Source organism: Reyranella sp. (assembly GCF_052439685.1).
Taxonomy (GTDB): Bacteria; Pseudomonadota; Alphaproteobacteria; order Reyranellales; family Reyranellaceae; genus Reyranella.
Genome location: NZ_JBQVQG010000013.1, coordinates 73730 through 89400, shown reverse-complemented (window position 1 = coordinate 89400; position 15671 = coordinate 73730). Strand labels below are relative to the sequence as shown.

The 15671-nt window shown below is 66.7% G+C and carries 14 protein-coding genes; 5 read left to right on the top strand and 9 right to left on the bottom strand.

What is annotated here, in order from left to right:
- Window position 1 precedes the first annotated feature (1 nt).
- Complete coding sequence (locus ACT6UX_RS17615; protein ID WP_444776450.1) at window positions 2-676, top strand: cation transporter; 675 nt, start codon at window positions 2-4, stop codon at window positions 674-676.
- Here the strand turns inward: ACT6UX_RS17615 and ACT6UX_RS17610 are convergent.
- From ACT6UX_RS17610 to ACT6UX_RS17590, 5 genes are read right to left on the bottom strand one after another with little or no spacing between them, the layout of a single operon-like run.
- Entirely contained in the window at window positions 655-2286 is a 1632-nt protein-coding gene (locus ACT6UX_RS17610) for a long-chain-fatty-acid--CoA ligase (protein WP_444776449.1), read from the bottom strand. The genes ACT6UX_RS17615 and ACT6UX_RS17610 overlap by 22 nt on opposite strands.
- Before the next feature lie 13 nt (window positions 2287-2299).
- Window positions 2300-3448, bottom strand: a complete 1149-nt coding sequence (locus ACT6UX_RS17605; protein WP_444776448.1) for a mandelate racemase/muconate lactonizing enzyme family protein — start codon at window positions 3446-3448, stop codon at window positions 2300-2302.
- Window positions 3449-3498: 50 nt separating this feature from the next.
- The gene (locus ACT6UX_RS17600) at window positions 3499-3876 is read right to left on the bottom strand and encodes a glyoxalase superfamily protein (protein WP_444776447.1); all 378 of its coding nucleotides are present in this window, start codon (window positions 3874-3876) and stop codon (window positions 3499-3501) included.
- Window positions 3873-4865 carry an isopenicillin N synthase family dioxygenase gene (locus tag ACT6UX_RS17595; RefSeq protein ID WP_444776446.1) on the bottom strand — a complete coding sequence of 331 codons (993 nt, stop codon included), beginning with the start codon at window positions 4863-4865 and terminating at the stop codon, window positions 3873-3875. The genes ACT6UX_RS17600 and ACT6UX_RS17595 overlap by 4 nt, the downstream gene beginning before the upstream one ends.
- On the bottom strand, window positions 4862-5848 hold the full coding sequence (locus ACT6UX_RS17590; RefSeq protein ID WP_444776445.1) for an isopenicillin N synthase family dioxygenase: 987 nt from the start codon (window positions 5846-5848) through the stop codon (window positions 4862-4864). Before ACT6UX_RS17590 ends, ACT6UX_RS17595 begins: the two co-directional genes overlap by 4 nt.
- Window positions 5849-5938: 90 nt before the next feature.
- Here ACT6UX_RS17590 and ACT6UX_RS17585 point away from each other — a divergent pair, with 90 nt between their 5' ends.
- The gene (locus ACT6UX_RS17585; RefSeq protein WP_444776444.1) at window positions 5939-6370 is read left to right on the top strand and encodes a DUF1772 domain-containing protein; all 432 of its coding nucleotides are present in this window, start codon (window positions 5939-5941) and stop codon (window positions 6368-6370) included.
- Window positions 6371-6424: 54 nt separating this feature from the next.
- Here ACT6UX_RS17585 and ACT6UX_RS17580 read toward each other — a convergent pair whose 3' ends face one another.
- The gene (locus ACT6UX_RS17580) at window positions 6425-8071 is read right to left on the bottom strand and encodes a 3-(methylthio)propionyl-CoA ligase (protein WP_444776443.1); all 1647 of its coding nucleotides are present in this window, start codon (window positions 8069-8071) and stop codon (window positions 6425-6427) included.
- Window positions 8072-8154: 83 nt separating this feature from the next.
- On the opposite strand from ACT6UX_RS17580, the gene ACT6UX_RS17575 reads away from it, so the two are divergent.
- Genes ACT6UX_RS17575 through ACT6UX_RS17565 form a run of 3 tightly spaced genes read left to right on the top strand, consistent with a single transcriptional unit; the run spans window position 8155 to window position 12231 of the window.
- Entirely contained in the window at window positions 8155-10173 is a 2019-nt protein-coding gene (locus ACT6UX_RS17575; RefSeq protein ID WP_444776442.1) for a mechanosensitive ion channel family protein, read from the top strand.
- A 19-nt stretch (window positions 10174-10192) separates the two neighbouring features.
- On the top strand, window positions 10193-11143 hold the full coding sequence (locus ACT6UX_RS17570) for an aldo/keto reductase (protein WP_444776441.1): 951 nt from the start codon (window positions 10193-10195) through the stop codon (window positions 11141-11143).
- Between the two features lie 14 nt (window positions 11144-11157).
- The gene (locus ACT6UX_RS17565; protein ID WP_444776440.1) at window positions 11158-12231 is read left to right on the top strand and encodes a rhodanese-like domain-containing protein; all 1074 of its coding nucleotides are present in this window, start codon (window positions 11158-11160) and stop codon (window positions 12229-12231) included.
- Here the strand turns inward: ACT6UX_RS17565 and ACT6UX_RS17560 are convergent.
- From ACT6UX_RS17560 to ACT6UX_RS17550, 3 genes are read right to left on the bottom strand one after another with little or no spacing between them, the layout of a single operon-like run.
- Window positions 12228-13097 carry an amidohydrolase family protein gene (locus ACT6UX_RS17560; RefSeq protein ID WP_444776439.1) on the bottom strand — a complete coding sequence of 290 codons (870 nt, stop codon included), beginning with the start codon at window positions 13095-13097 and terminating at the stop codon, window positions 12228-12230. The two genes, ACT6UX_RS17565 and ACT6UX_RS17560, sit on opposite strands and share 4 nt — an antisense overlap.
- A complete protein-coding gene (locus ACT6UX_RS17555; RefSeq protein WP_444776438.1) occupies window positions 13094-14350 on the bottom strand; it encodes an MFS transporter in 1257 nt (418 codons plus the stop codon). The genes ACT6UX_RS17560 and ACT6UX_RS17555 overlap by 4 nt, the downstream gene beginning before the upstream one ends.
- 9 nt (window positions 14351-14359) lie before the next feature.
- A complete protein-coding gene (locus ACT6UX_RS17550) occupies window positions 14360-15652 on the bottom strand; it encodes an MFS transporter (RefSeq protein ID WP_444776437.1) in 1293 nt (430 codons plus the stop codon).
- Between the last annotated feature and the right edge of the window lie 19 nt (window positions 15653-15671).

Genomic DNA, 15671 nt, shown 5'->3' with positions numbered 1-15671 from the left:
CATGAGCGCGAGCTGCCACTCTCATTCGCACGGTCCCGGTCACAGCCATGACCACGGCGCCGCGGCAGCATCCTCGCCCGCCTACCGGCGGATCCTGTGGATCGCCCTGGCGGTGAACCTCGCCATGTTCGCGGTCGAGATCGGCGCGGGCGTTGCGGCGCAATCGGTCTCGCTGCTCGCCGACTCGCTCGACTTCCTGGGGGACGCCGGCAACTACGGCATCAGCCTGTTCGTGCTGGGCATGGCGATCCAGTGGCGTGCCCGCGCCTCGCTCCTGAAAGCCGCCAGCATGGGCGCCTTCGGCCTGTGGATCGCGATCACCACGATCAATCACGCCATGGCCGGCACCGTACCGGCGGCGCCGGTGATGGGCGTGGTCGGCGCGCTGGCGCTCGCCGCCAATTTCGGTGTGGCGCTGCTGCTCTATCGCTGGCGCGACGGCGACAGCAACATGCGCTCGGTGTGGATCTGCACGCGCAACGACGCGATCGGCAACCTCGCCGTGCTGGCCGCCGCTGCGGGCGTTTTCGGCTCAGGGAGCGGCTGGCCGGACTATCTCGTCGCCGCGATCATGTCCGGCCTCGCCCTGGTCGGTGCCTTCCAGGTGACGCGCCATGCCATCGCAGAGCTGCGTCAGGCCCGGGAGGCAGAGGTTCAGGCGGTTGGGAGCTTGTAGCTCTCGAACTGCTGGCGCAGCGCCGTCTTCAGGATCTTGCCGGTGGCGCCGTGCGGGATGGCGTCGATGAACTGCACGTCGTCGGGCATCCACCACTTGGCGATCTTGCCGTCGAGAAACTTCAGGACGTCGCCCTTCTCGAGGGACGCGTCGGGACGGCGGACGACGATGAGGAGGGGGCGCTCGTCCCACTTGGGATGGGCGACCCCGATCACCGCGGCCTCGGCCACGCCGGGGCAGCCCATGGCGGCATTCTCGAGATCGATCGAGCTGATCCACTCGCCGCCCGATTTGATCACGTCCTTGGAGCGGTCGGTGATGACCACCGAGCCGTCGCTCTCGATCTTGCAGACGTCGCCGGTGTGGAACCAGTCGTTCTCGAGGAACTGGCTCCTGCCGTCGCCCTTCATGTAGCCCTTCACGATCCACGGACCGCGCACGACCATGTTGCCGGAGACGCTGCCGTCGAGCGGCAGGTCGTTGCCGGCATCGTCGATGATCTTCATCTCGCAGCCGAACACCGGGCGGCCCTGCTTGGCGGTGATGGCGAAGCGCTCGGCATCGGGCAGGTTGCGCTCGCCCCTGTTGAACCGGGTGAGCGTGCCGAGCGGGCTCATCTCTGTCATGCCCCAGCCCTGCGCGACCTCGACACCGTGCTCCTTCCAGAAGCGCTCGATCATGGCGTAGGGCACGGCCGAGCCGCCGATCAGGGTGCGCTTCACCGACGACATCTTGAGCTTGTTCTGCTGGCAGTAGTCGAGCAGGGCCAGCCACACGGTCGGCACGCCGGCCGACAGGGTCACCTGCTCCTTGTCGAGCAGCTCGTAGATGCTGGCGCCGTCGAGCTTGAAGCCCGGGAACACCAGCTTGGTGCCGCAGAAGGGGCCGGCATAGACGAGGCCCCAGGCATTGGCGTGAAACATCGGCACGACGGGCAGGATGGTCGTATCGGGATCGAGCGCCAGAACCGGGCCCGAGCACATCATCATCGAATGGATCATCGTGGAGCGGTGAGAGTAGAGCACGCCCTTGGGATTGCCCGTGGTGCCCGACGTGTAGCAAAGCGACGAGGCCGTCTTCTCGTCGAACTCCGGCCACGTCAGCGTGCCCGGCTTGTCGGCGATCAGCTCCTCGTAGCAGAGCAGGTTCGGGATCTTGGCCGAGGCCGGCATATGGGCGCGGTCGGTCATGACCACGACATGCTTCACGGTCTTCAGCTGGTCCCAGACGCCCTCGACGATCGGTACCAGGTTGAGGTCGACGAAGAGGATCTGGTCCTCGGCATGGTTGGCGATATAGGCCACGTGCTCGGGCGCCAGGCGCGGGTTCAGCGTGTGCAGCACCGCGCCGATGCCGGAGATGCCGAAATAGAGCTCGAAATGCCGGTAGGTGTTCCAGGCGATGGTCCCGACCCGGTCGCCAAGCTTGATGCCGAGCCCCTGCAGCGCTTCCGCCAGTTGCTTGGCGCGCTTCTGCGCGTCCTTGTAGCCGTAGCGGTGGATCGGCCCTTCGACGGTTCGCGTCACGATCTCGACTTCGGGATAGGCGGCGGCTGCATAGTCGATGATCTGCGAGATCAGCAGCGGACGGTCTTGCATCAAACCCAGCATGGCGTTTCCTCTCTTACGCGCGCCGCTCGATATGTAGGCTTCTTAGGGTTAGGAGCGGCTTGATGTTCGGTTCTAGACCGAGTCCTTGCCCTCCGGGAAGACTGACGCTTCCGTCACGGACCGAAAAAACGTCCTGAAGGATGCCTTCGCGCAGGGGATTGGGGTTGGCATCGACCTCGAGCAGGCCGGAACCGCGCACGGCGGCCAGCAGGTGCAACGAGTGGAGCAGGCCAATGCCACCACCCAGGAAGTGCGGACAGAAGGTGCGGCCCGCCGCCAGGGCGGCGCGGGCGACGGGCTGGCAGCCCGAATGGCCGCCCCATTTGGCGGCATCGGGCTGAATCACCCCGAACAGGCCGCTGTCGATGGCTTCCTGGAAGGGGCCGGCGCCGCGCAGGTTCTCGCCGATGGCCAGCCGGGCCGGCGCCACGGCAGCGACCTGGGTCCATTCGGCGAGGGGCCGGTCGGCCATCAGCGGCTCCTCGATCCAGCCCAACCCGAACTCGGCGAGCTTCGGTGCCATACGGCAGGCCGCGCCCAGGTCCCAGCCCTGGTTGGCGTCGACCATCAACCGCTCGCCTTCCTGCAGCTCGGCGGCCACGGGCCGCAGCGAGCCGAGGTCGGTCTCCTCGCCGAAACCCACCTTGATCTTGAAGGCCCGGTATCCAGCCGCGCGCATGCGGCCCACCGTGTCGTAGGCAGCGCGGCCGGGGTTCAGACCCGACGCATAGACAGGGACGGGCGCATCGTCTGTGCCGCCGAGGGCCCGCCACAGCGGCAGGCCGCGCTTGCGTGCCCGAAGATCGTGGATCGCCAGATCGAGGCCGGCCGCTGCAGCGGAGAGCGCGCCGGCATCCCCGCTCTGCACGCGCAGCACATGCAGTGCGCGGTCGATCTCGCCCCACAGGCCGACCGGATCGTCGAGCGACCGGCCCAGCGCGCGGGGCGCCACAATGTCGGCGAACAGCAGCGCGCGATGCTCGGCGGCGGCGTTCGGAAAGTTGCACCAGATCTCGCCCCAGCCCCGCGCGCCGTCGGAATCCTCGACCTTCACGAACACGGCGGCGCGTTCGGTCATGGTGCCGAAGGAGGTACGGACCGGCTGCGCGATGGGGGTGCGGAAGACGTGGGCTTCGACGCGGGCGAGGGTCGCCCCACTCATTGTCTCATGTTCCTCCCGAGTCCCGGCTTTTCGCCGGTGATGCGGGAAGTCTAGTCGTTCGACTCGCTGAAGGTAAGCTTGTTGGCGAACGGGTCGGTCACCGTGACCGTGCGCGCACCCCACGGTTGGTCCTCGAGACCCGGGCGTGCGAAGCGATACTTCTTCTGCGTGAGTTCGTGATGAAACGCCTCGATGCCCTTGGTTTGGATCATCATCGCCGAACCCGGCGCGCCATCGCCGTGATGCTCGCTGAGATGGAGCACGACACCGGCGCGCGAAATCTGGGCATAGAGCGGCGCGTTGTCGTCGAAGCGATGCTCCCAGTCCCAGGTGAATCCGAGGAAGTCGACGTAGAACTCCTTTGCCTTGGCGGTGTCGAAGATGCGCAAGATGGGGACGACAGGGCCCAGCTCGATCGCGTCGCTCATTCGGCAGCCTTCGGGTCGGCGTTCAGCAGGTCGTAGGTCCGCTTCTGATACTCGACCATGTAATCGGTGTACGAGGTCGTCGGGTATTTCGGCGGTCTGTCGGGCCCCACCGTTGTCGGCACGGCAGCGATCGGCCAGTCGATGGTATTGTCGCAGAAGAAGGCCAGCGCATAGCGCTCGCCGCCGCTGCGATTGACGGCGCGATGTGGCGTGGCGAGGCAGACATCGTTGGTCCAGCGCTGCAGGAGCTGTCCGCCGTTCACGAGATAGGCGTCGGGCAGGACGGGCGCCTCGATCCAATGCCCGTCCCGGCTGCGGATCGACAGGCCGGACACATCGTTGGGTGCCAGCAGGGTGAGGAAGCTCGTGTCGGTGTGCGGGGCGATGCCGAACTCGTCGTCGGCGAGGGCCGGCTGGTTCGGATAATGCGTCATGCGCAGCTTGTATTGCGGCTCGGCGAAGGCTGCATCGAAGTAGGTCGGGGGCAGGCCGAGGGCGCGGGCATAGAGCGGCACCAGCCGGCGGACCAGCCGCTCCAGGGTGTCGCAATAGGCGATGATGGTCTCGCGGAAACCCGGCAGGTCCGACGGCCACCGGTTGGCGCTGCGGAAACGCCGGCCGGCCACGACGTCGGGGTGGTCGGCCGGGAGGTCGCGCGCGACGAAGAAGGCTTCGTTGAGATTGGGCTTGGTGACGGCCTGAACCGTGGAGGTGCGCAGCGTGTCGCCCCGCATCGGCAGGTAGCCGACATTGTGCGTGTCGATCCTGACTTCCATCTTGCGATCGAGCGGCAGGGCATGAAACCGCGCCGCCTGATGGAACGTGTTGCGGATCAGATCCGGCGGCACGCCGTGATTGACGACAAAATAGAAACCGATTTCGGTCAGCGCCGCGTGCAGCTCCCGGGTGGCGCGCTCGATCGCCCCGGGCTGGCCCGCCAGACAGGGGCCGAGATCGATGATCGGGATGGCGTCGGCGCGCGGGCTCATTCGGCGGCCTGCTGGGCCTCCGTGTTGAGCACGTCGTAGTTCCGCTTGAGGTACCAGGTCATGTAATCGCTGTACCAGGTCGTGGGGTATTTCGGCGGCTTGTCGGGGCCGACCGTGGTCGGCACGGCGGCAACCGGCCAGTCGATGCCGCTGTCGCAGAAGAAGGGCAGCGCATAGCGCGCGCCGACCGTCTTGTTGATGGCGCGGTGCGGCGTCGCCAGGAACAGATCGTTGGTGTAGCGCTGCAGCATCTGGCCGCCGTTCACGACATAGGCGTTGTCGATGGCCGGCATGTCGATCCAGGTCCCGCTCTGGCTGCGGATCGACAGGCCCTGCACCTCGTTCGGCGCCAGCAGGGTGAGGAAGCTGGTGTCGGTATGCGGCGCCAGGCCGAACTCGTCGTCCACCGGTCCGTCCTGTGGCGGGTAGTGAGTCATGCGCATCGAGAACATCGGCTCGGCGAAGGCGGTGTCGAAATAGTTGGCCGGCAGGTCGAGGGCGCGCGCGTAGAGCCGCACCATCTTCTGCACCAGCCGCTCCATCTCGTTGCAGTAGTCGACGACGGTATCGCGGAAGCCGGGCAGGTCGGGCCAGCGGTTGAGACCGCGAAAGCGCCGCCCCGACAGCACGTCGGGATGATCCGGCGCCATCTCGCGCTTCACGAAGAAGGCTTCGTTGAGATTGGCCTTGGTGCCGGCCTGGACCGTCGAGGTGCGCAACGTGTTGCCGCGCATCGGCAGGTAGCCGGTATTGTGCTGGTCGAGCTTGAGCTCAAGCTTCTTCTCGACCGGCTGGTCGTGGAAGCGCTTCACCTCGGCGAACATGGCGGCGATCTTCTCGCGCGCGATGCCGTGGTTCACGATGAAGTAGAAGCCGATCTCGGTCAGCGCGAAGCGCAGCTCCTTGGCGGTGCGGTCCATCGCGCCGGGCTCGCCCGCCAGATAGGGGCCGAGATCGATGACGGGAATTGTTTCGGTGGCCACGGTCTGCTCCTCCTCGGGCTCCCTATTTCGCCCGGAACGGACGATAATGCCGTCACGGCGCCGCGGTCCAGCGCGCACGGAAGGAATGTCATGATCTTCGGAATTCTCGCCCTGGTGACGGCGTCGCTCTTCGCCGGTGCGGCCTTTTACGTGAGCTTCGCCGAGCACCCGGCCCGCTCCGAACTCGACGACCGCGCGCAGCTCCAGCACTGGAAGCCCGCCTACAGGCGAGGGACGATGATGCAGGGCACGCTGGCGGCCCTGGGATTCGCGCTGGGTATGGCGGCGTGGTGGCAGACGCGCGACGAACTCTACATCGTCGGGGCCATCCTGATGGGTGCCAACTGGGCCTACACCGCCCTGATGATCATGCCCGTCAACAACGAGCTGAAGGCAATCGACCTCGACGATGCCGGCGAGGACAGCCACACGCTGCTGCGCCGCTGGGGCAAACTCCACGTCAAACGTACGATGCTCGGCGTGGGCGCGACGCTCCTGTTCATGTGGGCGGCGCTGAGTTGATCATAACTCAGCCTCCCCCTGTGTGGGGGAGGTAGAGACTTTTGATCGACTGCTCTACGCCGTCGGCAGTTTGTAGTCCTTGAAGTCCTCGCGCAGGCGGGTCTTCAGGATCTTGCCGGTGGCGGTGTGGGGGATGGCGTCGACGAACTGGACGTCGTCGGGCAGCCACCATTTGGCGACCTTGGTCGCGAGGAAGTCGACCAGTTCCTGCTTGTCGATCTGGGCGTCGGGCTTCCGGTGTACGATCAGCAGCGGGCGCTCGTCCCATTTGGGGTGTGTGACCCCGATCACCGCCGCCTCGGCGACCGCGGGATGGGCCATGGCGGCGTTCTCGAGGTCGATCGAGCTGATCCACTCGCCGCCTGACTTGATCACATCCTTGGAACGGTCGGTGATCTGCATGTAGCCGTCGGGATCGATGGTGGCGACGTCGCCGGTCGCGAACCAGCCGCCGCCCTTGCCCTCGAGGGCCCGCAGCACCTCGCCACCCTCGCCCTTGAAGTAGCCCGAGGTGATCCAGGGACCGCGCACCAGCAGGTCGCCGAACGCCTCGCCGTCGCGCGGCAGTTCGTTGCCGGCATCGTCGACGATCATCATCTCGACGCCGTAGGGCGGGCGGCCCTGCTTCAGGCGCACCTGCAGCAGATCGGCGGGCGAGAAGTCGAGATGCTTTTCCTTGGGATGGTTGACCGTGCCGAGCGGGCTCATCTCGCTCATGCCCCAGGCATGCAGCACCTCGACGCCGAATTCCTTGTCGAAGGTCTCGATCATGGCCGGCGGGGCGGCCGAGCCGCCAATTACGGCATACTTCACGGTCGAGAGCGTGAGCTTGTTGGCCTTCATGTGGTTCAGCAGCGCCAGCCACACGGTCGGCACACCGGCCGTGAAGGTGACCCGTTCCTTCTCGAACAGCTCGTGCAGGCTGGCGCCATCGAGCGCGACGCCGGGGAAGACCAGCTTGGCGCCGACCAGTGCGGCTGAATAGGGCAGGCCCCAGGCATTGACGTGGAACATCGGGACCACGGGGAGCACCACCGAGCGCGCCGAGAGGTTCAGCGTATCGGGCAGGGCCGCGCCATAGGCGTGCAGGATGGTCGAGCGGTGGTGATAGAGCACTCCCTTGGGATTGCCCGTCGTGCCCGATGTGTAGCAGAGCGAGGAGGCCGTGCGCTCGTCGAACTCCGGCCATTCATAGGTGCCGGGCTTGTCGGCGATCAGCTCCTCGTAGACCAACAGGTTGGGGATGTTGCAGTCCTTGGGAAGGTGCGCACGGTCGGTCATCGCCACGACGTGGCGCACGCCCTTCATTTGCGGCAGCAGCTTCTCGACGGCCGGGAGCAGGTTGAGATCGACGAAAAGGAGCTGATCCTCGGCATGGTTCACGATGTAGACGATCTGCTCGGGAAACAGCCGCGGATTGATCGTGTGGCAGACCGCGCCCATGCCGGAGATGCCGTAGTAGAGCTCGAAATGCCGGTAGCCATTCCAGGCCAGCGTGCCGATGCGATCGCCGACCTTGATGCCGAGGCCGAGCAGCGCCTCGGCGACCTTCTTCGCCCGCTTGTTCGCATCGCGGTAGGTGTAGCGGTGGATCGGGCCTTCGACGGTTCGGGAGACGATCTCCGTGTCGCCGTGGTTGAGGGCGGCATGCTCGATGAGCTGCGAAATCAGAAGCGGGCGATCCTGCATGAGGCCGAGCATCGGGGCGTCTCTCCTGTCGTGTCGTCTGGCGACTTGGCGCCAATTGCCTTAGGGTCCGGAAGACATCCTTTGGGGGAAAATCGATGAAACGGTCAAGCTGCGGCGGCGCCTCGGCGATTGGTGCACTCGCCGCCGGCTGGGCGTTTCCCGCAGGGGCCCAAACGGTGACGGGCGGCCACACCGCCGCGGCCGGATTCCTGTTGATGATGACCGAGCGGTTCGAGTTCACGGTCGCGCAACTTCCCGCACTCGGCGCGCACCTCATGGGCCTGCCGGAGGCGATCGGGGGGCGCACGGCGTTGCTTCTCGTCGGTCTCGTCGTGGCCGGCCTCATGGCCGAATTCATCACCCGCCTGATCCTGAGCCGCGCCCGGGTCCATGCCTTCGACCGGCTCGCCAGCAAGACGCCGCTGCGCGCCTTCTTCCGCGCGCTGCTGCTGGACGCGCTCGCCCTGATGGCGCTGGCCGTCGCCGGCCGGCTGGTGCTCGCCCAACTCGGCCCGTCGGACAGCCTCGGCTCACACCTCGGCCAGATGTTGCTGCACGCCCTCGTCTACTGGCGGGCGTTCAACCTGGTGTTCCGCGCCTTTCTGCGCCCGAACCTGGCGGAAGGTCGCATCGCCCCGGTAGACGATGGCACGGCGCATCGCCTGCTGGTCGCGCTGGACCTCGTGGTTCTGCTGCCGCTGGTCGGAAGTCTCGCGGCGCGTGCTCTCGACGCGACCGGAGCGAACCGCGAGATCACGAGCGCCGCCATCATCCTCTACGTGCCGGTGATCGCGGTGCTGCTGGTGGGAATCGTCTGGCGCTGGCGCTTCGACATGGCGACCTGGCTGACCGCCATGGTGCCGCAGACCGGTTTCAGCCGCCAGCTCAAGCTCGACGCGGCACGCAACTGGTGGATGGGCGGTCTCGCCTTCTACGTGCTGCTGGGCGCCGCCTCCGTCTATGCCGCCCTGACCGAGAGCGGCACCGCGGCGCGTGGCCTGTCGACCATCGAATCCGCCCTGATCGCATTGCTGCTGTTCGAGACGCTGATGCACCGCATCACGCGCCACATCGTCTCCGAACTGCCGATGGCCGGCGACGTCGTGGCCGACTGCGTGCGTCTGCTCGTGCGCCTCTATGTGGCGATCCTGATCGCCGAGGCGCTGATGGTCCGCGTCCTGGCCGCGGCGACGGCCGACGAATGGGTCGCGCACGATCGCGGGGCCAAGATGGCGGCGATCAGTGCGGTGGCGATCTATGCCGGCTGGCGGTTCCTCAAGTACCGCATGGACTCCTACATTGCCGCCAATCCGCTACCCTCGGCCGACGTTTCGGGGGATTCGGAGGAGGAAGTCCAGGTCGCGGCCTCCCGGCTGCGCACCCTGATGCCGCTACTGCGCGTCGTTGCGGGCGCCACCATTGCCATCATTGGCGGACTGCTGGTCCTGGCGGAACTCGGTGTCAACATCACGCCGCTGATCGCCGGCGCGTCCGTGCTCGGCCTCGCCGTCTCGTTCGGTAGCCAGTCGCTGGTGCGGGACATCGTGTCGGGCGTCTTCTTCCTCGCCGAAGACTCCTTCCGTATCGGTGAGTATGTGGACTGCAGCAAAGGTAAGGGCACCGTCGAAGGGTTCAGCGTCCGCTCACTGAAGCTGCGGCACCAGAACGGTCAGCTCAACATCGTGCCGTTCGGGCAAGTCGCCCACATCACCAACTTCAGCCGGGACTGGACAGTGGTGAAGTTCAATATCGCCTTCGCCAACGGCACTGACGTCGAATTGCTCCGCAAGACGGTTAAGAAGATCGGCCTCGCGATGATGGAGGAGGCGGCCTACAAGCCGATCCTGCTGGACCCGCCCAAGATGCAGGGTGTCGTCGACATCAAGGACAACTCGGTCATCGTGCGCTTCAAGTTCATGGCGCGGCCCAAGAACCCGACCCTGGTCCAGCGTATTGTGATCCGGCGAATGTACGAGCAGTTCCCGGCGCTCGGCATCCAGTTCGCGTCTGGCAACAACTATCCGTTTCCGATCCCCGCGACACCTGCCGTCCCGCCGGTGGCCGAGGCGAAGGTCGAGGCGCCTGTCGCCGCGCCCCCCAAGGCCGCAGAGTAAATCTCCAGAGGAGTCAAAGATGCAGAAGCGCAAACTCGGCAAGTCGGACCTCGAATTCGTACCCATCGCCTTCGGCGGCAATGTCTTCGGCTGGACGGCCGACGAGGCGACGTCCCACAAGTTGCTCGACGCCTTCGTCGACCATGGCTTCTCCTTCGTCGACACGGCCGACGTTTATTCCCGCTGGTTTCCGGGCAACAAGGGCGGCGAGAGCGAGACGGTGATCGGGAGCTGGCTGAAGAAAGGCCCGTCCAAGCGCGACAAGATCGTGCTGGCGACCAAGTGCGGCCTCGGCCTGCCGAGCGGTGCGCTCTCGGCGAAGAACATCAAGGAGTCGGTCGACGCCTCGTTGAAGCGGCTCAATACGGACCGTATCGACCTCTTCCAGTCGCACAAGGACGACAAGGACACGCCGCAGGAAGAGACGCTCTCGACCTACGGGGAGCTGGTGAAGGCGGGCAAGATCCGCTTCATCGGCGCCTCCAACTTCGAGGCGCCGCGCCTTGCCGAGGCCGCGGCGATCGCTAAGGAAAAGGGCCTGCCGCGCTACGAGAGCCTCCAGCCGCACTACAATCTGATGGAGCGCGGCCTGTTCGAGGGAGCGCTGGAGGACGAGTGCCTGAAGCAGGGAATCGGCGTGATTCCCTACTATTCCCTGGCCAGCGGCTTCCTGACGGGCAAGTACCGGTCCGAGGCCGATGTTGGAAATGCCCAGCGCGGCGCCGGCGTGAAGAAGTACATCAACCCGAAGGGCATGGCCGTGCTGAAGGCGCTCGACGATGCCGCCGAGAAGAATGGCGCCACTTTGGCGCAGGTGGCGCTCGCCTGGCTGCTGCAGCGCAAGGCGATCACGGCGCCGATCGTGAGCGCGACCAGCCTGAAGCAGCTCGACGACGTGCTCAACTCGACGACCCTGGAGCTCGATCCGGAATCGGTCGCCGCCCTCGACAAGGCCAGCGCACCAGCCTGAGAAGGGAGAGGCCGATGCTCGTCTTCCGCCAGCTCTTCGATCCGACCTCGTCGACCTACACCTACCTGCTCGGCTGCAGCGTCTCGAAAGAGGCGCTGCTGATCGACCCGGTATTCGAACAGGTACGGCGCGATGCGGCACTGATCGGCGAACTCGGCCTCACGCTCGCCTGGACACTCGACACCCACGTCCATGCCGACCATGTCACCGGTGCCTGGCTGCTGAAGCAGCGGCTGGGCAGCCGGATCGCGCTGTCGGCGGCCTCGGGCGCGGCGGGGGCCGACCGCCTGCTGGAGGACGGCGACCGGATCGAGTTCGGTCGCCGGTCGCTCGAGGTCCGTGCCACGCCGGGTCATACGTCGGGCTGCGTTACCTACGTGCTCGATGACGAGAGCATGGCCTTCACCGGCGACTGCCTGCTGATCCGCGGCTCGGGCCGCACCGACTTCCAGCAGGGCGATCCTCGCGCCCTCTATCGCTCCGTCCGCTCGCGCATCTTCGCGCTCCCCGAAAGCTGCCTGCTCTATCCCGCGCACGACTATCGCGGCCTGACGGTCAGCAGCGTCGCCGAAGAGAAGCGGTTCAATCCGCGGCTGGGCGGCGAGGTCGGCGAAAACGACTATGTCGGCTACATAAAGAACCTCGACCTTCCTCACCCGAAAAAGATCGATGAGGCCGTGCCCGCCAACCTGCGCTGCGGCCAGCCCGGCAACGAGACGCCGCCGCCGGCCGAGCCGGGCTGGGCGCCGCTGCGCTTCACGTTCGGTGGCGTCTGGGAGGTCGAGCCGCATTGGCTCGAAGAGAATCTGGCGAAGGTGAACATCGTCGACGTCCGCGAGCCGGCCGAGTTCTCCGGTCCTCTCGGTCATATCCGCGGCGCTACACTCGTGCCGCTCGGCGAACTGGCGTCGCGGGCCAAGGACCTGCCGAAGGACAAGCCGGTCGTTGCCGTCTGCCGCGCCGGCAGCCGCTCCGCCCATGCGACCGCGATCCTGCAGAAGGCAGGGCTGGCCGACGTCGCCAACCTCCCCGGCGGCATGCTGCGCTGGCGTGCCGAAAGTCGCGCCGTCGAGGGTGGCGCCGCCTAAAACCCGTAGAGCCGTGTCGGCGTATCGACCAGGATCGTGCGCCGAGCCGCCTCGTCCGGCACCCAGTCCTCGAACGTCCGGAGCGTGATCGGATAGGTGGTGACGCGGTTCAGATCCGTATCGGTATGCGGCCAGTCGCTGCCCCACATCAGGCGCTCGGGCCCGAAGGCATCGAGCAGCATGGGCGCCGCCATCCGGGCGCGTTCGGGACCGACACGATAGGCGCCGCACATCACGACGAAGACACGGCCCGTTCTCGCGCTTTCCAGAAGGGTCTTGAAGCCTGGATCGCGCGCCGGGCCCAGAGTGCGATCGAACATGCCGTAGTGGGGGATCACGACCTTGTGGCCGCCGTCGAGCAGGAACGGCAGCATCTCGGGCAGGCGTTTGCTCTCGACATAGAGGTGGATCGGCCAGTCCCGCTTCAGGGCCTCGCCCAGCATCTCATGATAGGCCGACCATTGCGGCGATGGCAGGCCGAAGATCGGGAAGCGCAGCCCACGCACGCCGATGCGCGCCATCTCCTCCCACTCTTCGGGCCGCGTCTCGACCGAGGGCGAGATCCACGGCACGCCGCGAAAGTGCTGCGGCTCGGCCTTCAGCGCGGCGAAGAGATAGGAATTGTCGTAGCCCAGGAACGAGGGCTGCAGCAGCACCGTACGTCCGACGCCATTGGTCTCGGCCAACTTCAGCAACGTCTCCCAGGATGCGTCGTAGGTCGGCGCATAGCGCGCATCGACGGCGAGCTTCAACCCACGCACGAAGGCGTGGGTGTGCGCGTCGATCCAGGGAGGAGGTGCTGCCCGGGCTGGCAGCGTCGCTGCCGCGAGCGCCATCGGCGCCAGCGCGCGACGTGTGGTCTTCACGGCGGCAGCGTCGCATCGCGCGACGTCTCGCGGAAGGTGAGGAGGGTCGCGATGGAGATGGCGGCGGCGCCCATGAACAGCCAGGCCGGGCTCAGGTCCATTTCCGTGCGAGCGATCAGCCAGGCGGCGGTGAGCGGCGTCAGGCCGCCGATCACACCGAAGGCGATGTTGTAGCCCAGCGAGATGGCGGTGCAGCGGACCCGGCCCGCCACCGCCTCGGTCAAGAGGGAGGGGATGATGCCGAGGCCCATGCCGGCCGGCACCACCAGAGCGAGCTGTCCCACCAGGATCAGCCTCGGATCGGGATGATGCATCAGCCAGAGCAGCGGCAGCGCGCCGACGAAGCCCAGAACCATGGCGGCAAACATCAGCGGTCGGCGGCCCAGCCGGTCCGACAGCCAGCCGGACGCGAGCATTACCGGCAGCAGGAAGACCATGCTGACGGTGTTGATCTCCAAAGCACGCGCCGGCGGGATTCCGTCGACGGTCTGCAGCCAGGTCACTACGTAGAGGAACATCAAGTAGAAGCCGACGGCGTTGAAGACGGTGATGCCGGCCACGCGCATTACGGCGCGGCCGTGATGGCGCAGCGTTTCGATCAGGGGCGAGCCGTGGCTCGCCTTGGCCGGGGCCTCCTCGACGATGACCTGGCGGATCCACCAGCCGACGACGCCGAGCAGCAGGCCGAGCAGGAACGGCACGCGCCAGCCCCAGGTCGCCAGTGCCTCCGGCGGCAGGAGTGCAGCGAAAGCCGCACCGATTCCCGAGCCCAGGAGGAAGCCGCCGGTGGCGGCCAGAGAGCAGAAGCTGCCGACCAGGCCGCGGCGCCCGGCCGGTGCCTGTTCGACCAGGAAGACCATTGCGGTCGTGGCCTCACCGCCGACCGACAGGCCCTGGATCATGCGCAGCAGCGTGAGCAGGATGGGCGCCGCGACGCCCAGGGTCTCGTAGCCCGGCAGCAGGCCCACGAGAAAGGTCGGGAGCGCCATGGCGGCAATCGAGAAGGTTAGCGCGGCCCGCCTGCCGAGCCGGTCGCCGATATGGCCGACCACGATGCCGCCCAGCGGGCGCATCAGATAGCCCAGCGCGAAGATGCCGAAGGCGGCCAGGACCTGCGCCACAGGATTCTCGGCGGGGAAGAAGACACGGCCGATGGTGGCGGCGAAGTAGCCGTAGACCGCGAAATCGTACCATTCGAGCAGGTTGCCGATGGTGCCGGCCGCAACGATGCGGCGAGTGCTGATGGGATTCATCTCGCGGGACTATGCCACGAGCTGACGGGGATTACTGCCTGTCACCTGTTCAGGCCGTTCGTCGGGCATCCCTGTCCTGTCGCGAAACGACGCTGTCGCGACCAGGGAAACGGCTGCCGCAGCCATGATGAGGAAGGCAGGGCTGAGATCGTTTCCGGTGCGATGAATCAGCCATGCTGCCGCGAGGGGCGAGAGGCCGCCCAGGATGCCGGCCGGCAGGTTGAAGGCGAGTGCGACGGCCGTGCAGCGGATCGGGGACGGGGTCGCTTCCACCATGAAGGCGGGTTCGGCACCGAAAATCGTGGAGATGATCAGCACGAAGCCGAACTGGCCGGCCAGGACCATGAGGGGATCGCTGTGCTGCATCATCCAGAACAGGGGCACCGCGCCCACGAACCCTGCCGCCATCGCGCCGAGGAGCAACTTGCGACGCCCGATCCGGTCGCTCAACCATCCTGAGGCGAGATAGATGGGGAGAGCCGATGCCATGGCGATCGTGTTGAAGGCCAGGGCGCGGGCCGGCGTGACGCCGTCGACAAATTGGAGCCAGCTCACGAGGTACAGGAACACGATGAAGAACGTCACGGCGCCCAGCGATGCCATGCCGGCCAGCCGGGCCAGCAGCCAGCGATGGTGGCTGAACACCTCCCGCACCGGCGCCTGCAGCATGCCGGCCTCTCGTGGCGGCTCGGGCACGCCCCGCCGTAGCCAGAGGCCCATCAGCCCGACCGGCAGGCCGAGGAGGAAGGGTAGCCTCCAGCCCCAGTCCTGCAGGAACTCAGGCGGCATGAGCGCCGTGAGGATCGCGCCGGTCGCCGAACCGAGGAGGAGACCGGCCGTGCCGCCGCCAGTCGCCATCGCGCCGGCCAGGCCGCGCCGGTGCGCCCCCGCATGCTCGATCATGAAGATGAAGGCAGTCGGGCACTCGCCTCCGAGCGCCAGGCCCTGCACCATGCGCAGGACCGTCAGGATCAGGGGCGCTGCCAGCCCGAGCGTGTCATAGCCGGGCAGGAGTCCGACGAGGAAGGTCGAAAACGCCATCGCCGTCATCGAGAAGGTGAGCGCGGCGCGCCGGCCGTATCGGTCGCCGATGCTGCCCGAGAGAAGGCTGCCCAGCGGCCGCATCAGGCAGCCGATGGCGAACACGCCGAAGGTGGACAGCAGCTGCGCCACCGGCTCCTGGTGCGGAAAGAAGGCCTGGCCGATGGTGATCGCGAAGTATCCGTAGATCGCGAAATCGAACCATTCGAGGACGTTGCCGATGGCGCTGGCGCCGACGATGCGGGTTTTCTCGGAAAGCATCGTCGGCCCCGGCGTGATG